The 20,160-nt window shown below is 40.3% G+C and carries 24 protein-coding genes; 6 read left to right on the top strand and 18 right to left on the bottom strand.

The window, feature by feature from the left end; all coding sequences use genetic code 11:
* Positions 1-15: 15 nt before the first annotated feature.
* The 4 genes from P1X15_RS01275 to rpoN are packed head-to-tail and all read right to left on the bottom strand — an operon-like array spanning position 16 to position 4,954.
* Complete coding sequence (locus P1X15_RS01275; RefSeq protein WP_277336325.1) at positions 16-1,617, bottom strand: ATP-binding protein; 1,602 nt, start codon at positions 1,615-1,617, stop codon at positions 16-18.
* Positions 1,617-3,092 carry a sigma-54 dependent transcriptional regulator gene (locus tag P1X15_RS01270; protein WP_277336324.1) on the bottom strand — a complete coding sequence of 492 codons (1,476 nt, stop codon included), beginning with the start codon at positions 3,090-3,092 and terminating at the stop codon, positions 1,617-1,619. Before P1X15_RS01270 ends, P1X15_RS01275 begins: the two co-directional genes overlap by 1 nt.
* A gap of 13 nt (positions 3,093-3,105) precedes the next feature.
* The gene (locus tag P1X15_RS01265; protein ID WP_277336323.1) at positions 3,106-3,519 is read right to left on the bottom strand and encodes a low affinity iron permease family protein; all 414 of its coding nucleotides are present in this window, start codon (positions 3,517-3,519) and stop codon (positions 3,106-3,108) included.
* A 19-nt stretch (positions 3,520-3,538) separates the two neighbouring features.
* Positions 3,539-4,954 (bottom strand): RNA polymerase factor sigma-54, encoded by a 1,416-nt coding sequence (rpoN, locus tag P1X15_RS01260; RefSeq protein ID WP_277336322.1) that lies wholly within the window; start codon positions 4,952-4,954, stop codon positions 3,539-3,541.
* A gap of 264 nt (positions 4,955-5,218) precedes the next feature.
* Here rpoN and P1X15_RS01255 point away from each other — a divergent pair, with 264 nt between their 5' ends.
* Together P1X15_RS01255 and P1X15_RS01250 are read left to right on the top strand one after the other, a co-directional pair.
* Complete coding sequence (locus P1X15_RS01255) at positions 5,219-6,637, top strand: CHASE3 domain-containing protein (RefSeq protein ID WP_277336321.1); 1,419 nt, start codon at positions 5,219-5,221, stop codon at positions 6,635-6,637.
* Entirely contained in the window at positions 6,634-7,080 is a 447-nt protein-coding gene (locus P1X15_RS01250) for a response regulator (RefSeq protein ID WP_277336320.1), read from the top strand. Before P1X15_RS01255 ends, P1X15_RS01250 begins: the two co-directional genes overlap by 4 nt.
* Here P1X15_RS01250 and P1X15_RS01245 read toward each other — a convergent pair.
* The 3 genes from P1X15_RS01245 to P1X15_RS01235 all read right to left on the bottom strand — a co-directional run bounded on the left by P1X15_RS01245 (position 7,077) and on the right by P1X15_RS01235 (position 8,337).
* Complete coding sequence (locus tag P1X15_RS01245) at positions 7,077-7,553, bottom strand: hypothetical protein (RefSeq protein WP_277336319.1); 477 nt, start codon at positions 7,551-7,553, stop codon at positions 7,077-7,079. The two genes, P1X15_RS01250 and P1X15_RS01245, sit on opposite strands and share 4 nt — an antisense overlap.
* Positions 7,543-7,908, bottom strand: coding sequence for a phage holin family protein (locus P1X15_RS01240; protein WP_277336318.1), 366 nt, complete (start codon positions 7,906-7,908; stop codon positions 7,543-7,545). Before P1X15_RS01240 ends, P1X15_RS01245 begins: the two co-directional genes overlap by 11 nt.
* A 117-nt stretch (positions 7,909-8,025) precedes the next feature.
* A complete protein-coding gene (locus P1X15_RS01235; protein WP_277336317.1) occupies positions 8,026-8,337 on the bottom strand; it encodes a YtxH domain-containing protein in 312 nt (103 codons plus the stop codon).
* Between the two features lie 270 nt (positions 8,338-8,607).
* Here P1X15_RS01235 and P1X15_RS01230 point away from each other — a divergent pair, with 270 nt between their 5' ends.
* Positions 8,608-8,973 carry a response regulator gene (locus P1X15_RS01230; protein ID WP_277336316.1) on the top strand — a complete coding sequence of 122 codons (366 nt, stop codon included), beginning with the start codon at positions 8,608-8,610 and terminating at the stop codon, positions 8,971-8,973.
* 20 nt (positions 8,974-8,993) lie between these two features.
* On the opposite strand, the gene P1X15_RS01225 is transcribed toward P1X15_RS01230, so the two are convergent.
* From P1X15_RS01225 to P1X15_RS01215, 3 genes are all read right to left on the bottom strand, one after another.
* Positions 8,994-10,196: an FAD-binding oxidoreductase gene (locus P1X15_RS01225; protein WP_277336315.1), complete on the bottom strand. Its 1,203-nt coding sequence runs from the start codon at positions 10,194-10,196 to the stop codon at positions 8,994-8,996.
* Between the two features lie 115 nt (positions 10,197-10,311).
* Positions 10,312-10,626 (bottom strand): hypothetical protein, encoded by a 315-nt coding sequence (locus tag P1X15_RS01220; protein ID WP_277336314.1) that lies wholly within the window; start codon positions 10,624-10,626, stop codon positions 10,312-10,314.
* 97 nt (positions 10,627-10,723) lie between these two features.
* Positions 10,724-10,948: a hypothetical protein gene (locus P1X15_RS01215; protein ID WP_277336313.1), complete on the bottom strand. Its 225-nt coding sequence runs from the start codon at positions 10,946-10,948 to the stop codon at positions 10,724-10,726.
* Positions 10,949-11,144: 196 nt separating this feature from the next.
* Between P1X15_RS01215 and P1X15_RS01210 the strand changes: the two genes are divergently transcribed.
* Together P1X15_RS01210 and P1X15_RS01205 are read left to right on the top strand one after the other, a co-directional pair.
* Positions 11,145-11,648 carry a PA2169 family four-helix-bundle protein gene (locus P1X15_RS01210; protein WP_277336312.1) on the top strand — a complete coding sequence of 168 codons (504 nt, stop codon included), beginning with the start codon at positions 11,145-11,147 and terminating at the stop codon, positions 11,646-11,648.
* Positions 11,649-11,729: 81 nt separating this feature from the next.
* Positions 11,730-12,323 carry an RNA polymerase sigma factor gene (locus P1X15_RS01205; protein WP_277336311.1) on the top strand — a complete coding sequence of 198 codons (594 nt, stop codon included), beginning with the start codon at positions 11,730-11,732 and terminating at the stop codon, positions 12,321-12,323.
* 46 nt (positions 12,324-12,369) lie between these two features.
* Here the strand turns inward: P1X15_RS01205 and P1X15_RS01200 are convergent, their stop codons facing one another.
* The 5 genes from P1X15_RS01200 to P1X15_RS01180 form a co-directional block, all read right to left on the bottom strand.
* The gene (locus P1X15_RS01200; protein ID WP_277336310.1) at positions 12,370-13,167 is read right to left on the bottom strand and encodes a transglutaminase family protein; all 798 of its coding nucleotides are present in this window, start codon (positions 13,165-13,167) and stop codon (positions 12,370-12,372) included.
* A 137-nt stretch (positions 13,168-13,304) separates the two neighbouring features.
* Positions 13,305-13,682, bottom strand: coding sequence for a hypothetical protein (locus tag P1X15_RS01195; RefSeq protein ID WP_277336309.1), 378 nt, complete (start codon positions 13,680-13,682; stop codon positions 13,305-13,307).
* Between the two features lie 197 nt (positions 13,683-13,879).
* Positions 13,880-14,338 (bottom strand): hypothetical protein, encoded by a 459-nt coding sequence (locus P1X15_RS01190; protein ID WP_277336308.1) that lies wholly within the window; start codon positions 14,336-14,338, stop codon positions 13,880-13,882.
* 33 nt (positions 14,339-14,371) lie between these two features.
* The gene (locus P1X15_RS01185; RefSeq protein WP_277336307.1) at positions 14,372-16,192 is read right to left on the bottom strand and encodes an alpha-amylase family glycosyl hydrolase; all 1,821 of its coding nucleotides are present in this window, start codon (positions 16,190-16,192) and stop codon (positions 14,372-14,374) included.
* Positions 16,193-16,319: 127 nt separating this feature from the next.
* A complete protein-coding gene (locus P1X15_RS01180) occupies positions 16,320-17,513 on the bottom strand; it encodes an AI-2E family transporter (protein ID WP_277336306.1) in 1,194 nt (397 codons plus the stop codon).
* A 201-nt stretch (positions 17,514-17,714) separates the two neighbouring features.
* Between P1X15_RS01180 and P1X15_RS01175 the strand changes: the two genes are divergently transcribed.
* Entirely contained in the window at positions 17,715-17,948 is a 234-nt protein-coding gene (locus P1X15_RS01175) for a hypothetical protein (protein WP_277336305.1), read from the top strand.
* 66 nt (positions 17,949-18,014) lie between these two features.
* Here the strand turns inward: P1X15_RS01175 and P1X15_RS01170 are convergent, their stop codons facing one another.
* The 3 genes from P1X15_RS01170 to P1X15_RS01160 all read right to left on the bottom strand — a co-directional run bounded on the left by P1X15_RS01170 (position 18,015) and on the right by P1X15_RS01160 (position 20,143).
* Entirely contained in the window at positions 18,015-18,677 is a 663-nt protein-coding gene (locus P1X15_RS01170; RefSeq protein WP_277336304.1) for a porin family protein, read from the bottom strand.
* A gap of 166 nt (positions 18,678-18,843) precedes the next feature.
* On the bottom strand, positions 18,844-19,599 hold the full coding sequence (locus P1X15_RS01165) for a ThuA domain-containing protein (protein ID WP_310586002.1): 756 nt from the start codon (positions 19,597-19,599) through the stop codon (positions 18,844-18,846).
* Between the two features lie 85 nt (positions 19,600-19,684).
* A complete protein-coding gene (locus tag P1X15_RS01160) occupies positions 19,685-20,143 on the bottom strand; it encodes a beta-carotene hydroxylase (protein ID WP_277336303.1) in 459 nt (152 codons plus the stop codon).
* Positions 20,144-20,160 lie beyond the last annotated feature (17 nt).

Genomic DNA, 20,160 nt, shown 5'->3' with positions numbered 1-20,160 from the left:
AAGTTCTACCATGTACTAAGCCGAAACGCCGGACCGACGGTGTGGCAAATAAAAATAAAACTCAGCTCCTTCGCCTATATTTCCACGAGCTCCAATATACCCTTGATGGGATTCGACAATTTTGCGACAAATCGCCAATCCCAAACCTGTCCCCTCATATTCTGATCTCCCATGTAATCTTTGAAATATCGCAAAAATTTGTTCTGCATACTGAGGCTCAAAACCAATGCCATTGTCTTTCACAGTAAAGCAAAAATAAGATTGGTGTGGATTGAGTTGGGGTATTGCTTTTATTTCTGGTAGGGTAGCTTTCCGAACCCTCACCTGAACCATTGGCTCTTGGTCAGGTTTAGTAAATTTCAGTGCATTTTCAATGAGGTTCAGAAAAAGCTGGTGCATTTGGGTGGACTGTGCCTCGATAGTGGGTAAGTCGTCTACTTCAACAACCGCTTTTTTATCTTGAATTTTCACTTCTAAATCTTCCAATACCTCTTTTGCTACCTCATTAAGCGAAATGGGTTCTTGGGATTCTAATTGCCGCGAAGCCCGCGAATACGTCAACAAATCTTCAATAAGCCCATGCATCCTATTGGCGGCGTTGGTCATACGAGCTATAAAAAACTGTCCCTCTGTGCCGAGTTGCTCTTTGTATTTTTTATCCAACCGCTCTCCAAAAGCAATGATTTTACGAAGAGGCTCTTGTAGGTCATGAGAAGCTACATAAGCAAATTGCTCCAATTCTTGATTGCTTTTTTTGAGCGCGATGAGGCGTCTTTCCAGCTCATTTTGGTAGCTTTCGATTTCGGTACGGTCTGCGGCTACTCCCATGAGGCGGGCAAGTTTGCCTTTTTCATCAAAATAGCATTTGGCACGTAGAGTGATGTATTTAAGGACTCCTTTGGCATCTATAATACGATGCTCTAAATCCAAAGTTCCGCGCTTTTCTGACAATAGCTGCCTTACATAATTTCGTACCTTAACAACGTCTTCTTGGTATATAAAACTTTCATAAACCTTATACTCAATACATCTATCAGGATACTGGTCTGGCGACAATTCAAATACCCTAAATAATCCATCAGACCATCTCATGCATGTTTCGTGAGATTGCCACTCCCAGCTTCCACACTTAAATATTACCTCTGCTTCTTTGAGCTGATATTGGTTTTTTTGATACGCAAGTTCTCGGCTAGAGCTATCGGTCACGTCTTCGGCGGTTCCCATGATTTGGGTATTTTCTCCACCCTCTTTTATCATCGCTCTACAGCGATGACGTAAAGTACGTACCGAGCCGTCTTTGTGTCGTAATTTTAAATGAAACTCTGCGGTTTCATTGGAAGGGAGTAATCTAAATCTAGTAAGTAAAGCTTCGCCTAAAGAGGCTATATCCGAGTGAACCACAATGGATGATAACTTTTGAACTAGTGTCTCTGCTTCAGCCATACTATAGCCCAGAATATCACTAACTCTCTCATTTATGAAGATTAGGCTTTGCAATCTTAAATCTACAATGTATACCAAATCAGGAGAATTTTGCAATAGCGCTTCCATTTGACTTTGAGAAAAACTCAAAGCAAAAGGCTTTACAGCATTATCTTGATGATTGGGCGGCAGCATTAGTTACTAAGATTGATATTTTTCATTTTGTTGTATAATGTCTTACGATCTATTCCTAAGGCTTGGGCTGCCTTACTTTTGTTGAAGTTTACTTGCTTCAAAACGTTCAGAATCATTTCATATTCGGCTTCGAGAGCTGCCGACTTCAAATCTACTTTGGGAGCAGGCACCACCTTAGCCGGAATCGACGGAGCCGGAGCTTCATAGCTAGTATAAGGAGAAGGTTCGGGGAGGGATGGATTGTTTGGTTCTAAAAACAACAACCTATCATAATTGATAAGCTCAAAAGGTAGCGTACGGATGTCTATCTTATCGCCTTCGGTAAGTAATGTTGACCGACGAATGATATTTCTCATCTCTCTCAAATTACCTGGCCAAGGATATTCCTTAAAAGCTCTCTCTACTTCGGGCGTAAAGCCCTTGACTTGTTTGCTCAATTCGGCGTTGGTCTTATCCAAGAAAAATTGTGCAAAAGTCAGTAAATCAGAGCGTCGGTCTCTGAGAGGAGGTACGTCGATACTAAATTCGTTGAAGCGATAGTACAAATCTTCACGAAATTTACCCTTTCGAGCTGCCTCAATCAAGCGCTCGTTGGAAGCTACAATCAGCCTTACATCTACATCTATCTCACGGTTTCCGCCAATACGCCGCAATTTTCGTTCTTGCACTACCCTCAAAAGCGACATTTGGACATCGTAGGGTAGATTGCCGACTTCGTCCAAAAACAAAGTACCTCCGTTGGCCATTTCAAAATGGCCGATTTTTTGGCCTACTGCTCCCGTAAAAGAACCTTTCTCGTGCCCAAACAACTCACTAGCGGCTAGTTCTTTCGAAATCGCCCCGCAATCCATCGCAATGAAAGGTCCATTTGCTCTTTTACTACGTTTATGGATTTCGAGTGCAACAGCCTCTTTGCCTGAGCCGCTTTCTCCGTAAATCAACACGCTGTAATTGGTAGGAGCTACCAAATCTACTTGTTTGTAGAGATACACAGACTCAGGGCCTTCCCCAAAAATATACTGCGCTTGAGTGCTACTTTTACGACGACTCCCTGTGGGGCTAGAAGTAGTATTGGTTACTTCTACGGTAGTATCGGCCTCAGAAGCTTCTTGAGAAGCTTTTAGGGCCTTTTTAATTGTAAGTAAAATCTCATCCGGAAACAAAGGCTTAGTGATGTAATCATAAGCCCCTTGTTTCATGACATTGATAGCAATTTTGATGTCAGAGTAGCCCGTAATAATAAGTACCGGCACACTAGGGAATTTTTCTTTGATATTGGTCAAGATGGTTGTTCCGTCCATGTCACCCAAACGAAAATCTGTCAAAACCAAATCAGGGCGAAATTCTTCAAGCGTCGCCAATCCCGTCGCACCTGTATGAGCGATTGCAACTTCAAAGCCGTTTTTGGTCAAAAAACGGCGTAGTAATAAACAAATGTCGGTGTCATCATCAATGACCAATATTCTATTTTCCATACGAATCCAAAGTTCAAGATGAAGATGTTGTTTTACGCTTTTTATTCTTAGGTGTTTGTGCTTCTACCCGTTTACTATATTCTCCATGCATTTGTCTCAATTTTTTTTCAGGTAGATTTTCAGCATCCACAAGTTGGTTGTTGGCTTTATCTAAAGCCAAAATGATTTCATCAAGTTTAAGCTGAATCGCCAAAGAATCTTTGTTTTGAGATTGTTGAATCAAAAAAACGATCAGAAAAGTAACAATAGCCGTGATATTGTTCATGACCAAGTCCCACATGTCATCAAATCCAACAGCTATACCTCTTACCAGCCATCCTATCACAAATCCACAAGCCAACAAAAAAGCCCAGCTACTTCCTACTCCTCTGGTAGCAGCTTCAGCCATTTGTTCGAATTTTTCCGACAATTTAGCTTTCATATTCATAATTACACTACGATTTTGGTTACAATACCCTCCGCAATGAGGCCGTTGGTATATCCATTTGCTCACGGTATTTGGCGACTGTTCTACGCGCTACCGAATATCCTTTGTCGCTGAGCATTTCGGCCAACTGAAAATCGTTGAGCGGGCTTTGCTTATCTTCTTGCGACACCAGTTCTACCAATGCCAGTTGTATCTGTCGATTAGATACTTCCTCTCCACTTTGGGTTACGATTCCTTCCGTAAACAAGTCTTTGAGATGAATGACGCCAAACGGAGTTTGGGCATATTTACCACTCGTAACGCGTGACACAGTAGATACATCCATTTGAATACGCTCCGCTACGTCTCTCAATACCATCGGCTTTAGCCTACGAATATCCCCTGTATGGAAATATTCTTCTTGTAGTTTGACGATAGCTCTCATTGATTTGAGCATGGTATTTTCGCGCTGTTGAATTGCATCAATCAGCCAATTGGCAGCATTAAGTTTAGAATTGACGTAGGTATTAGCAGCACGAGTACCTCCTACTTCTTGCGCATATGACTTATTGACGCGTAAAGGTGGAATACGGCGGTTGTTGAGCTCTACTTCGATTAGGTCTCCGTCCACTCTGACAATATAGTCGGGTACAATGTTGTCTTTGATCACAAAACTGTCAATCTGACTACCCATGACAGGCTGCGGATTGAGCGAAGCAATAAGTGCAATTACTTCTTTAAGTTCTTCTGACGAAATCCCGCAAGCGCGCATTAGTTTTTCATAATTGCGAGCGGCTAGTTCGTCAAAATATTTTTTTATGATAAGCGTAGCTAATTCGGCTTCTTTATCTGAACGGCGCTCTAATTGAAGCAACAAGCAATCTTGCAAATCACGCGCCCCTAGACCCGGCGGATCCATTTTACGTAAGATTTCAACTATCTCTTGGACTTCCGTTTCTTCTACAAAAATTCCACTTGTAAAAGATACGTCATCGGCCAATGCCTCCGCAGTGTAGTTAAGGTAGCCTTCGTCGGTCAAAGAATCTATCACAAAATCAGCTAATATTTGCTGGCGTTCGTTGAGGGGCAGTAAGTGAAATTGCTCCTTGAGTTCTTGACGCCAAGTGACAGCTTCTACCACAATGGGCGTATAATTAGTATCGTCATCGGCATAATTGTTGACTCGAGTACGATAATCTGGCATATCATCATCCTTGAATTCATCCCAATCCATGTAATCTTGCGTACGGTCTTCGGCCTTGGCGGGGGTATTAAAATCATCCCCAAAATTATCATCAGACTCTTCTGTCCCTTCTTCAAGTAGTGGGTTTTCTTCAAGCTCATTTTTAATATGCTGCTCAAGCTCAAGCGTATTCAACTGCAAAAAATTGAGCAACTGAATTTGCGCCGGAGATATCTTCAGCGTTTGCTTTTGAGATTGTACGAGGTTTAGCATAGGAGCCGCCATTGTTGGACAACATTTTTTGGTTTTATCTACCAAATTGGATGCCTCAGTAAGTAATTACATTCAATTAAAATTTATATTTACGAGTCTAAATCTACAAAAAACCCTAAAAATCAATACATTACATTTTTCAAACTTTTTATATACAACACATATTATGATTTTATAGTTTTATACTAAAACGATTTTTTACCCAAATTGGGTATTTTTCTCTACATTTATTTGTAGAAAATAAGCCACAGATTCATCACCCTTATGATTTTACGCAACGATTTGTTGGGAATTTTTTTAGCAATGGCCGTCAGTTTATTCATGCTTATCTTTTTAAGCTGGCTCGCCTACGACCGAGTACAAGAAACCGGCCGACGCACCGAATCGGTGAATCACAGCTACCGAGTACGTCTCAAAAACAAAGACTTGACCAATACTTTATCTATTATAGAAATCGGACATAGAGGCTACTTACTCTCTGGCCAAGAAAAATATTTATACCCTTATGCGGAAGGCAGAAACAAACTAAAAAAAGTAACTCGTGACTTCCGGCTGCTTGTGCGAGACAATCCCCTCCAACTCCGGCGCTTAGATACTATCAACATGCTTATCCAACGGCACATAAACCTAATTGAACTAAACATTAGCCGTATAAAAGCCAAACAGCATTTTGATGGAGTGGCTCTAGAAGAAGGACGAAAAGAAATGGATAAGATTAGGGTAATTTCTCGGCATTTTGAAGAAGACGAGCTCCAACTACTCAATCAACGAGCCGAAATGCAAAAAATAGCCGACCGCAACACCAACTTTTACCTTTTGTTGCTTTCGGTAGTGTCTTTGGCATTTTTGCTTATTTTCTTTCGATTATTGTATGTAGAGCTTTCGCGGCGTATTAGTTTCCAAAAGACATTAGAAGAAAAGCTCACCGACTTAGAACGGGCCAATGCTGAACTTGAGCAGTTTGCGTACGTAGCATCTCATGATTTACAAGAGCCGCTGCGCAAAATCCGCGCCTTTGGCGAAAGGCTCATCCTAAAACAATACGATCAACTCAGCGAAGACGGTAAAGCCAACCTCACCAAAATCAATCAATCAGCTAATCGAATGCAGCAACTTATTGATGATTTGTTGTTGTTTTCAAGAACGGCAAATATGCGCGAAAAAATTTTCCAAGAGATTGACCTCAACACTTTAGTTAAGCGCATACAAGAAGAGTTTTCGGATACTATCTCCAAGAAAAAAGTGACTATCAAAAGCGTAACGCTACCGGTGATTAGTGGTATAGAATTTCAGATTATTCAGCTATTCAACAATCTTATTTCTAATGCTATAAAGTATAGCAAACCCACTACTCCGCCCGTAATCGAAATTGTTTATAAACAGGTGCTGGGGGAAAGTATCGCAGGAATAAATACCAATCTAAAAGAAAACATTTACCACCAAATTTCGTTTATAGATAATGGTATAGGTTTTGATCCTATTTATGCTGAAAAAATCTTCGTAATTTTCCAACGATTACATAATCGGTCTGAATATGAAGGCACGGGAATTGGTCTAGCACTATGCCGCAGAATTGTATCCAATCACAACGGGTTTATAGTTGCAGAGGCAAAACCAAATCAAGAAGGAGCCATATTCCACATCTATTTGCCAGTAACCAATCATTTAGCCCCGAAATTATGAACAGAAACGCCACTATCCTCATAGCCGACGACGACGACGACGACCGGTACTTGCTGCAATCTGTCCTTGACGATTGTAATTTACTCAACCCAACTGTGTTTGTAGGAGATGGTTTGGAGCTATTGGAATACATCCGTACCGACAACAATGATGCTTCGGTAGGGCTTATCATCCTTGATCTCAATATGCCTAGGATGGATGGAAGAGAGGTACTAAAAGTTTTGAAAACCGAGCCTAAGCTCCGCAAAATTCCAGTAGTGGTATTGACTACCTCAAAATCAGAAAAAGACGTTAACCAATGTTATGCTTTAGGTGCTAACTGCTACATTTCCAAACCTTCTTCGTTTGATGTCTTCAATGATACCATTCTAACATTGGTTAAGTTTTGGATTAATCTTACCCATTTACCCATAAAACCCGAACCCTTTAAGGCTTTTTATTAATTATCCATAAAAGACGGATGCTGAACCTTGCCATTCAGCTTGGCAGGGCTTGGCAACAATTTTTGAGGAGCCGCCGCCTCTATAAGCTGTGGCTTAGACTGAGGCTTATCAGTGGCTTTTTTGAGCCAAATCAGGGCTTTTTCTACGATACTCGTTTTGTTTTTCTGAATAAGATTTGTGGTGACATTCCTTACTATAAGAGGGACTATCAACCGAGGAAGCCAGCCCGCTTTAGAGAGCAAGGTGCGTCGCAGGATTAAGTCTACACCAATCCCTACCCCAATAGGCAACAGCCCTTTCCGAGGAGTAGTCAACAAATCACTTACCACTCCTACGGCCTGTCGCGCAGGGCTAAGCTCTGTTTTTATGGCATTTATTTCTTTTCGCATATGAATTCTAGACAATTCCAACTTGTTTTTTAATCGTGCTCTTTCAGCTCGCAGGTCATCAACTGTTTCAATCTTAGTTTTCATAATAAAACTTTTTTATAAAAGTGTTGACTACTGGAATTTTAATAAACCGGTCTTTGACCAAGTACAAAATCACCCCGACAACTCCATAAAATAAGGCTACGATGAAAAATCCCGCCGCCAAGTTTTGGAGTTTCTCCCCAATGAGCCATGCAGCGCCTAAACTCACAAACAGCAACCCCAACATACCAATAGCGCCCAAAATAAGCGCCGAAACCAAGCTTGAAATGGCACTAGCGGTTTTTTGAGAAACATCCAACACGCCTAAGTTCCAACGTGCCTCCAAATAATCGGAAGCGTGTTCAAACCAATCTCCGGCTCGTTCTTTGATTTCGTTTGCAGATTCTAGTACTTGCATTGTATGGGATCATATTTTGAGAAATTGCGAAGACTGATGCCTTCGCAATTTCGAGGTTGTGATATGTGATAATCGTGTATAAGCTAGCAGGTTTGTACCTTTTCGTCAGACTCACCGTTATGAATAACGTTGCGCTTTTTCTTTCACATTTTCAACTTCCGATTCTACACGGTCTTTTACTTCGGCAACTTTACCCGCTGCTTTTGACTTAAGCTCATTGGCTTTGTCTTCTACTTCGCTTTCTAATTCTGTATATTGCTGACGACCACGTTGAATGGCATCCAACAAATCAGAAGCAAAGCCATTTGCGGTGTCACGCATTTTATCACGAAGCTCGCTACCTTTTTCGGGAGCAAACAACATTCCTATAACAGCTCCTGCGGCAGCGGCAGTAACAATACCCAATACAACTTTCGAATTATTAGTCATGGCATTTAAGTTTTAGTGATTGACATATATTTTCGTATATCATCAAAAAAAAACCATTCCATACTCGAATATCTATCTCAAAGCAGATTATGTTACTTTTTTTCCCCAATTTGAGGTTTATTGAGCATTCAATCTGTCACTAATACATTATACTGGCACGATTTTTTAACTAATATTAAAGGTAATAATACAAAGCAGAACTGCTTTGTATTATTAATTCAGCCATGATTCAAAATATTAATAATGTGTACTTTAACCAATTTGTAAAAAATGAGTAATAGAGCCTTTTCAGAAACCTACAGAAAGGCTGTGATCATAGACGATGAGATTGACACCTGTCTTTTATTAGGGTTAGCATTACAGAGGTTTGGGATTATGTCGCTCAGAGCACATACCCTTGCAGAAGGACTTGCTAAAGCTGCCGAAGAACAACCTTCATTGATTTTTTTGGACAACAACCTGCCAGACGGAATCGGTGTAGAACAAATCGAAAAATTTCGGGAAAAAGCCCCTACTTCTAAACTCGTTATGATCACCGCAATGAGCGGCTTACGAGAGCGTGCACTACAGTCGGGTGCCGATGGTTTTGTCGAAAAACCGCTCGATTTGAGCAAGATAGAGCAAATCCTTGAATAGTATTTTTTTAGTTATACACTCTAACGATCAAACTTAAATATTGACGCGTCTGCGTTTTTCTTCCCTTCCAATTCATCTCTGATTATCTCCGCTGCTAAAAGGCTAAAAACAATACCATTGCCTCCAAAACCCATAGCAAAGTAAGTATGTGGGCGCTCTTTCACTTTTCCAATATAGGGTAGCCCATCAATAGTTTCGGCAAAGGTACCTGCCCACTTAAAATCTACCCGAAACGGAATATGAGGGAATCTTCGTTTAAAGGCATTTTCTAGCTGGGCGGCTTTACGCTTGTTGAGAGCGTCTCTTTTGGTAGGGCTATAAAAAGGCTCGTCTTTTCCTCCTATTAATATACGATTGTCGGAGGTTGTTCGGATGTATAAATAAGGCCGGGCGGTTTCCCAAATCAAGCAGTTGTGATACCAAATATCTTCCATAGGCACAGGTTCACTTACCACAGCAAAGGAAGAATTGAAGTCTACTATTTTTTTTGTCAAATAGTTTTGAGATTCATATCCACACGCGATGATTAGTTTTTGGGCTTCCACAGTATGGCCGTGCTCGGTCGTTAGGGTGACTCTATTTTTATGATGCACAATCTCCTCAACGGTCGTATCATCAAACACCTGACATCCGCGTGCTTGCGCCCACTGAAAAAGCTCATGTGTAAAACGATAGGCGTCAATTTGCGCCCCTGAATTTGACATGAGAGCGCCAGGCGCAGAAAAACTAAAATGCTTTTCTATCTTTTCTTGGGTCCAAAAATCGACTTCTATCCCTATTTTTTGCCTTAGTTTTAGTTCTTTTTCAAGTTCGTCAAGGTCTTTTTTTCTGGATGCGTAGTAAAAACTCTGTTTGTTTTCAAAACCCACTTCATTCGGTAAGGTTTTGGTGATAGATTCGATTTTTTTGATGGCTTCTACACATAGTAGATAGCTGCGATTAGCGTTTTTTTCACCCACCAAAGACATTAGCTGATTCAAAGGAGTATCAATTTCGTATTGAAGCAAAGCAGTACTCGCACAAGTACTTCCCATTCCGATTTTTCGTTTGTCAACTACCACCGTAGAAATCCCCGCTTGAGTAAGATGGTAAGCTATCAAAGCACCGGTAATTCCGCCGCCTATGATTGCTACTTCTGTTTTGACCGAATGATTAAGAGAAGGGTAAGAATAAACAAAGCCATTTTTCATAAGCCAGTAAGGAGAATCGGTCCTTAAATCCATAGCTATAAATCGATTAAGTTAAATGTATTCAGTAAATGAAGGCTTATTTATTATCAACAAAAAGCCTCGATTAGGCTGTATATACAGTCGAATCGAGGCCATGAAGAAGGGATTACTATCTTGTTTTTTCCCGAATTTCTTCTTTTGTATCTTGGGTTTTGTCGGCTACTTTATCACGAATTTCTTCGGCTTTGTCTTTTGTATCTTCCCAAGCATCTTTTACTTTTTCTTTGGTATTTTCCCAAGCATCTTCGGCTTTATCTTTGAAATCTTCCCATTTGTCTTGGGCTTTTTCGGCCAATGTAGCAGCCCCAATTTTTACATCGTCTACTTTTTCTTGTAACTCAGCTTTGGCTACATCTGCTTTTTTTTCCACAGTTTCCACTTTATGCTCGGCAGCTTCTTTAAGCAATTCTTCTTTAGTTTTCATGATAAAAATTGATTTTTGGTTATGTTAAGAAAAGATATGTTTTTTTAGAAGGTAATTTTGATTGTTTATAGACAGTAGTCATCATGTATACTTAAGGCTAGTTTCCTTGTATGGTATCACTTTTGGTAACTATTGCTGAGTCTTTGCCACTTACGGGGCCCATTCTTCCTCCACCGTCTTCACCGACTGTAAAATATCCGCTGAAATAAGCAAAGCCCATGAGTAAGATTCCAACCCCCAGCACTATCCAAAAAATAGTACTTGCCGAAATTTTCTGAGATTTTGCGTCATCTTTGACACTTTCTTTTTCGATGTTATTCATAACAATATATTGTTTTGAGTATGGCGTCTTATTAGATACTTATCTATCAGAAAAACAGATGCCAGTGAGGTATTCAAAAATATTGTAGAAAAAACACCCCAAGTCCCCGTTTTCTCTCCTCAATTTTACCCTAAAATAGGTGGTATTAGATTTTTTGGGGAATATGTATCTATTCAATATTTATTAAAGCTACGTCATGGAACTCAATCAAGACACCATCGAAAAAGTTGTGGATATACTCAATGGACTGCTGCATATCAACAACGACCGGATAGCGGGGTACCATCAAGCAGCACAGGAAATCAAAGATGAAGACCTGCAAATAGTATTTTCGACTATGCTTAATGAAAGCGTCAATTTCGCTGAAAATTTGGCCGCTTATATTCGTGATATGGGAGCCGAACCTACCACCAAAGGAACCATCGGTGGAAATATCCATCAGGCTTGGCTTAATCTCAAAGCAGCGATTGTGGGAAATGACAGAGCTGCTATTTTAGCATCCTGCGAATTTGGGGATAGCTCTGCTCTCCAGACTTATGATGAAGCATTGGCCACAGAAGAAATATATAATAATGAAGAACTTCGAGGAGTGCTGCAACGTCAACGTGAAAACCTCGAAAACTCGCTCAAAATCATACAAAGCATCAGTACAAGCACCCAATATAATAAAGCCGAACAAGAGACTTTGAAAATCCAATAAGTCTGTCTCTTTGAAGGATTTATATTACAAACCAAGCTTTTCTTAATTTCTCTAACTCCCTTAAATTTCTCCCATACTTGTATGAAAGTACCGACTTATGCCGAAAACGAACTGTTAGAAATGCTTTCTCAACAAGATCGGAAAGCATTCAACTATCTATATGACAACTACTCGGAGGCTCTTTATGGAATACTCCTCAAAATTGTGCAAGAAGAAGACGTTGCTCAGGATTTACTACAAGATACTTTCGTCAAGATTTGGAAGAAAATATCCCACTATGACTCTTCAAAAGGGCGGCTATTTACTTGGATGCTCAACATAGCCCGCAACTGTGCTATTGATTTTTTGAGAGCCAGACGTCCCGAAATGATTGAAATCGAAAAGGCAGCTACTTCAATAGAAGAGCGCCAAGCTATATTCGGATTGATGGACAGCCATGAGCTACGAGAACTAGTGTCTACTCTAAAAGCCGAGCACCGACTGCTCATCGAAATGGTGTACTGGGGTGGATATACGCACGAAGAAACTGCCAAAAAGCTGCAATTGCCCCTTACTACGGTCAAAACCCGTATCAGGACGGCAATCATTAAACTAAGAGGGTGTCTGATGCAGACACCCTCTTTTGGTTCTAATGCCCTAGTATTATATTTCCCTAGTAGCTCTCTAAGCGCATAATTTCTTTTTTAGAGAATCAAACACCCCGGCTTTCTTTGCCTATATTTTATTCTTCTTCTATTACGGCCGTTTCTACCGTCAAAGATAGCAACTCCGAATCACCAAACTGAGTCACCATGGCTACATCAGCAGCGTCTCTCCCGTAGCCTATCACAATCCTGCATCCTTCTGTTTGGGGTTGTACGGCATCAAAGGTGTGCCATTGTCCCCCCAAAAAAACCTCAAACCACGCATGTAAATCCATGTATTTTAGCTTGTCTAAATATCCCACAGTCATACGAGCAGGCAAACATAAACTACGACACAACGCAATACTCAAATGGGTAAAATCGCGGCATACACCTACTTTTTGCCGTGTGATGTCTACCGCAGTAGTAGAAGAATCGGTAGTGTTGTACTCATATTTAATGTTTTGATGTACCCAGTTGCGGATAGCTTCTGCTTGAAGATACCCTATAGGCACTTCTGCCACAATTTGCTGAGCCAAATCATTGATTTCGGGAAGCTCAGACTGACAATAGCGACTTGGCAATAAATAAATAATCGTCTCGCTGGGCAATTCTTCTACCGGCACAAATTCAGGAAAAGGCTCTTGCAGCTGAACATGTGGCTCTACCAATGACTCCACCTCAGTGGTAATAGTAAGGGGCCCTACCGGAAATACCGCTCTTTGACACTGGTTACCATAGTCGTCGGTATATTCATTAAAAGGGAAGGTAGGTTCAGTCGTAAATTCTTCTTTGATGATAGATTGCCCCTCTTGACGACGAGGACGTAATAGCATTAGGACGGGCGTGTTTTCGTTGACTTGATACTTGAAGACACTTTTGCCTCTTAGTTTCATGGATAAAAATGGGTTAAAAAGATAAGATTATAGTGATTTGAGTCGCCCATTTTCTAGTTTGTTTTTCAAAAATGACCGCTGAGTGAATATTAGTAAAAGTACGAATAATTATTGATTCAACCCGACGGTTGTGGATATCATAAATAGCGAGTCAACCCCAAAGAAGCCTTGATACGTCCCAAGTTTCGCATCAGAAATCGCGACAACTCGGGGTATTCTTGTTCCCAAGAAGTATCATTCTGCAAGACAGCATAGACTTTAATCAGATGATTATCAACTTCATACAGACTTTTACAAGCCACAGCTATAGGCAAGCATTTTTGCCCAAGAATCCAATCAAACTGGCTTGCTTCGTTAAGAAAAAGCTGCGTTTCGGCCTGAAAATGCTTGATAAACGTGCTTTTATCTTCAGCTAACGATTGTTTTTCGAGCTGCTTGCATACTTGCAAGCGTCGCAGGTACAGCGCCCACAATTTCCTCAACTGTACCACCATTGACTCTTTCACTTCTTCCATGACTCTCTTCAATTAGGTGTGTTATTGTTATGTGGATATATGCTTGAGTTGTTTTATTGACTGACCTTAAATAATGTCTTTAAGACAATGGTGTAGCGATTTTTCATATTGTTTATTAAAAAATTCTGTCCGAAAAGTTTTTCTTACCATATATTACTTGGTGCCTACTCACTTTTCGAACAGAATTTGATTGTATACTAGTTTTCTAGATCTTTTTGCATGTCGTCAATCTTTGCATTTAGATCACGCTTAAACTGCTTCCAATCTCGTTTGATGTCTTTTTTTACTTCGGCCATTTCCGCATCTAGCTCATTGATATCTTCTTTAAGATTAGCGCGGCGTTTTTCCCATTTTGCTTTTTCATTCGCCTTAGCCGTTTTGATTTTCGCATCCAATTCGTCTAATTCTTTATTGATTTCTTTTTTGCGTTTTTCAATTTTTTCGGCCATTTCTTTACGTTCGGCTTCGATTTCAGCAGCGGTTTCTTGGCCTGCTTCTTTTACATCTTCAGCTACATTATCAGCTGTGTCCTCTACTTTGTCTTGTGCGTTCTGCACATCATCAGCTACTTCTCTTTTATCTTCTCTTGAGCAGCTAGTCAATGTAAACATTCCTAATGCCAACAACATTGCGGCGGTTTTGAATACTCTTTTCATTCTATTAGTAAGTTTATTGTGAAACAATTTTGATTAATCTTGTGAATAAATAATAGTACTGTAAGCTCCTAAAGAAACATCTGCCATCCAATGAGAATCATCATTTTGGGATGTATTTATTTCTATATCATAACTAAAGTGACTATCAAAGTCATTATCATAGCCTTCCCAATCACTGTTGAACCTGATTTTCCACAGACCTTGCATTGGAAAACGAATACTATAGTTTTCGATGGGTTGCTGCGAAAAATTCATTACTATCACCGTGGTATCTTTGGAGCCACCCTCCATCCAACGCTGAAACGCCACCACCTTATTTTGGTTATCAACGTGTAAAATTTCTACATTTTGCCCCGATAGTCCTTTGGTAATTCCTTTATAATCAAGACGTAAATGAATCAAATCCCGATAAAGCTTAGTGATGCCTTTGAATTCCGAAACCCGTGACCAATCGATAGGATCGGTATCTTGAAACCAGCCATCTTCCAGCATGGTTTGTCCTTGAAACAGCATCGGTATACCAGGGGCTGTCATCATAAGAGCAGCTCCTAAGAGAGAGCGTTTTTTGGCATACCAATTATCGACATCCTGCTCTCCCGCAATTTCCTGTGTTACGCGAGCTTGTCCGTTGGAGACTTCATCGTGCGATTCTGTATAAATGACTCTTTCAAAAACATCATTGTTATAACGGTGTACAATAGACGCCACCACTACATCCATGTTACGATGCTCATCGTGCATTTGGATAATAATATCTCTAATAGGATGTACAAATTGACTATCCCACTGACTACTATAGCCGAGTCCTCCATTTTCGACAGGTGCTGTAATGGCATCTAGCGTATGTAAATCTTCGGCTACTGTAAATTTTTCAGGGTACCTAGATTTAATCTCTGAATTGACCCATTGTATCAGTTTATACCCTTCTTCCAGGTCATTGGCAGGATTTCCGTCAGCGTTTACGTTTCTGATATACGGAACCATATCCATCCTAAGGCCATCAATGTGGTATTCTTCAAGCCACATGAGAGCATTGTCACGGATATACTGTCGTACTTCTGATCTTCCATAGTCTGGCCTTGTATCTCCCCAAGGAGTTTTGGCGCGCCAGTCGTTATAAAAATAAATTCCCCCTAAACCGTTTTCTTGCCAACCGTCAAATTGCCACAAATCCATATCAGTAGGCCCAAAGTGGTTGTAAACTACATCCAACACCACCGCGATTCCTTTTTGATGTGCTGCTTTCACGAGTTCTTTTAGTGCTTTGGGACCTCCATATTCTGACTCTACCGCAAAAGGATGAGCCGGATTATAGCCCCAAGAGAAACCACCCGGAAACTCAGCCACGGGCATCAATTCTATGACATTAACTCCAATAGATTTTAGATAATCTAATTTTTCGATTACGCCATAAAAATCCCCTGCTTTGCCTTCTTCCTTTACGTTAAAACTTCCTACGTGTAGTTCATATATGACCATTTTGTTGAAAGAAGGCATATCAAAATGATCATTTTGCCAGTCAAAATCCGAAGGATTAACGACCACACTATTGCCTACCGAATTGGTAACTTCTCGCGCATAGGGGTCATTTCTCATTAATTCACCTTGGGCTGTTTTCAAGACATATTTATATTGATGTCCAGTGGAGGCTTCCGGTACTTGTACTGACCAAAAGCCGTTTTCTTCGTGAGTTAACGCGATAGACGCTTTTTCCCAACCATTGAAGTCACCTGTTACAAATACTTTTTGTGCATTAGGAGCCCATACTCTAAACGACACCCCTTCATCGGTAGGTACGGCCCCCATACCACCTACTTTACTTTTTATATACTTTGGGGTAATGGCTATATCCATAAATATTTTAAATTGTAGTGTTAGTCTTTGATATTCAAGATTTACAAAAAACTATACCACTTACAACTCTTCAATTCAATACTTCCGAAGCATAAAATTTGTAGAACCTTCTACCCAATTTTACTCATTATGCTGATTTTGTGGCTTTTTTTCGTCCAAAAAGCGATTTTACTTCTTGGGTAGTTTCAGCAATACTTTCCACTACATTTTGTTCTATTTTTTGTACTTTTTTACTCTGAATAGCTCGTTGTTTGTTGGTAGTTTCGGGCTCTCCAAGCAAATATCCATAAGGTTTTAGCTCGTCTACTTCATCAAACACCACTTTCAAAATCGCCGTAAGTGGTAAGGCCAATGCTAGTCCAGCAATTCCCCACAAAGCTCCTCCCAAAAACAACATCACAATGGCAGCCAAGGGATTGACGCTAATTTTGGATCCTACAATATAAGGTGTAATGATATTTCCTTCCAGCATTTGTACAAAGAAGAAAATTCCGGCTACTCCTACCGCGTACATAGGGGAATCTTTAGTAACAAGGGCTACCACAATGGGCAAAATAGACCCTATCAAGATTCCTATATAAGGAATAATCAATAAAATAGCAGCTAAAAACCCAAAGAAGATAGCCGATGGAATCCCTAAAATTAATAGCCCTACCGAATTGAGCGTACCCACGATCAAGGTCACAATCAAAAGCCCTGAAAGGTAGCTGTGTACTACTTCGTATATTTTACTAAGTACTTCATGTATTTTGGCTTTTTTGGTAGAAGCAAAAACTTTGCAAAAAAACTGCTTGAACATATCGCGATAATACAGCAAGAAGAAAATATACACGGGCAAGATAGAGATATTGCCTAGCATGGTAGTGGTGGTAGAGACGGCGGTTCCTACTACCGACCCTCCTCCTTCGGCTATATTTTGCCAGTATTTCTGCAACTCATTTAACTGACGGCTTGGGGGAATTTTAAAACGCTCATACGCCCAAAGCTGCACTTTGCTTAGAGATGCATTTACTTTATTAATCAATTGGGGAAGCATTTCTGAAAAATCTCTCACCTGATATCCTAAGATCATACACACTCCCGCTGCTACCAACGAAAATGTAATAATAGCAATCGCAATAGCCAACATTCTACCTAAACCTTTTCGTTCTAGCCAATCAGTAAGCGGATACATAGCTATCGAAAAAAGGATAGAAAACAATAGCAAAGTTACGATTGAGCCAAGTACGTGCATCCAATATACAATAATGGTGACACAGATAAGTCCAAAAGCTAAACGTGCTATATAAGGTAATTGAAAATTTTGAGGTACGGGAGGCATAGCGGCTGTTTTTTGATTTTATTGTGAAAACTTAATCAAACTTGAAACCTATCAAAGTTGGCTTCACTGTATTATTATTGTCACTACTATATGCTAAAAATGTATTCCAAACCAATATTGTACTAGCCTGAGGAGATTGTTCCCCAAAAAACGTGGCACAGGTTTTTCAAAACAATATCCAAACCAAACATATTTCAAACCATGAAAAACACACAAACACCCGATCCCACGCCTGCGCCACCTACGCCTGCACCAGAAGTGGAGCCGCATCCTGCGCAGCCCGAGATCCATCAACCAGAAATAGAACAGCCTACGGCTCCTCCCGAAATCGAACCCGATAAACATACTCCCCCCGACCCTCAAAAACACGAAATCAACGCCGAAAATGATAATCAAATCGTAAATGGAGAAGAGGACGAAATATTTGAAAAGTAAAGTTCAATCAATAAAAAAAGGGCGATAATCGCCCTTTTTTTATTGATTGATGGAATAATATAAGCACTAAAAAGCAAAACCTAGGGTAGCTTGAACGAGATTCATCTTACGGTCAAACTGCGCCTGAGCTTGTGGATTGCTCAATTGAAGTTTTACTACATCAGTGAGGTTTCCTTCATAACGCACATCAAGGTTGAGTTTGCCAAAATCAAGGCCTATACCTGCCTGATACCCCAGAGCCGCTCTCCGAAAAGCGCTATCGAAGTCTTTTTCATTGGTATAGTCTTCAAAAGCTTCTTCTAAGTCTCCATCACGGCCTAAGTTGAAAGCCGCTACTGGCCCTGCATTGATTCTCAAGAAACGGGCAATTTTTACCCCAAACATTACTGGAAAATCTAAGTTTGTCATTTTGAAGCTTTTTTCAGCCTTTCCAGTATTTCCTTCAAATACGCTAAATCTACCTCCTTTTTGAGAAAGCATGATTTCTGGCTGTATGAAGAACGTACGTCCAAATCTCATAAAGATACCTCCTGTAGCTCCCCACACTCGGTTGCTATTGTCGGTCAATTGAAAAGAACCTTCGCTTGAATTCAACGACAAATCGTTGCCTTTAAATTGTGATAAGTTGGCACCAGCACGTAGACCTAGGCTAAAAAATTTGGGTTCGCTTTGTGCATAGCTTAGTCCTTGAACCAACAGAAGCGCTAACAGTAATACTTTCGTTTTCATGTTTATTGCATTTTTTGATTTGGTATATTTCATCAAAAAACCATTCCATGCGTATTTTTCGGGTATTTTGTGGAATTCGTACCTCATTCCAAATAAAAAAAACGCAGACAAGCTACCAAAGCAGCCTATCTGCATTCATGATTGTACTAATTACCAACGTAACCCCTTACATCGGTTTCTTTACGGATTTACGACCAATCGCATATTCTATTCCTCCCAGCAAATGCTGTACAAATAGCGGTTCTACAAACGACTCGTCAGTATGGCCACCTCCCGTGTAGAAAGACCGCCCTCCATCAAACTCACGATACCAAATAAAAGGATGATTGACCCCGTTTGCTCCGCCTTTATAGGTAGATTCGTCGAGTGTCGCCAATACTTTGATACCAAGCACTATTTTTTTATAATTATATAACTCATCAAAACGCTTCCAGCGGTCGGGTAGCATAGTAGTAGATGGGTGATTGTGGTCATTGACTACTACATCTACATTTTGCTGTTTGGGATGACTTAAAAAGTACGCTCCTACCAGTTGATTATACCAAGGCCAGTCGTATTCGGTATCGGCGGCGGCATGAATCCCCACAAAACCTCCTCCTGCACGGATAAACTGCTCAAAAGCATGTTCTTGCTCTTGGTTGAGGATGTTTCCAGTAGTACTCAAAAATACTACTGCTTTGTATTTCTTTAGGTTTTCGGGCGTAAATACCGACGCATCTTCTGTAGTATCTACTGCAAATCTGTTTTGCTGCCCCATGAGTATCAACGCTTGCTTTCCTTTGGGAATAGACGAATGTCGGTAGCCCGCCGTTTTAGAAAAAACCAAAATAGCATCTTTAGTAGCCGCTTTTTTCTTTTTTTGCGCAAAAGAACTCACTGAAATAGCAAAAAGAAGCGCGAGGAGATAAAACGATTTTGTCATTATTGTACGTATTTTTTGATTAAAGCAGCCAATCTTACAAAACTACTTTTAGAAAAATCGTGGCTTGACTCAAAAAAATACGTTCTTATTTCTCTTTCATTTTTTGCTTGTCATACTTCTTGGGAGCATACAAAAACCCAAATGCCTCAGCCCCATCACGTTGGTGAACTTTATGATGCATATAATGCGCCCAAATAATACGATTAAGATACCGACTAGTCGTTTTAAATTTAATCTTGATTCGACGGTGTACGATTATATCATGAAATACAAAATAGGCAATTCCGTAAAGCGTAACTCCTATCCCGACATACATCAACCACCGAAATGATTCCCACTCCGACCCTACTATAATCAAAACCGTCGCCGTCGCCCCAAAGATAATCCCGAAGAGGTCGTTGGTTTCCCACCATCCTTTATGATGAACATGGTGAGATTCATGCCAATTCCACATGGGCCCGTGCATGATGTATTTGTGCGTAAACCACGCAAAACCTTCCATAAATACAAAGGTTCCTAACACAATGAGAATATTAAGCCACATAATTTTTTGCGATCAAT

It is taken from the genome of Runella sp. MFBS21 (assembly GCF_029433105.1).
In the GTDB taxonomy this organism is placed as follows: domain Bacteria; phylum Bacteroidota; class Bacteroidia; order Cytophagales; family Spirosomataceae; genus Runella.
The sequence above is the reverse complement of the archived record's forward strand: the minus strand, read 5'-3'. Positions and strand labels throughout refer to the sequence as shown.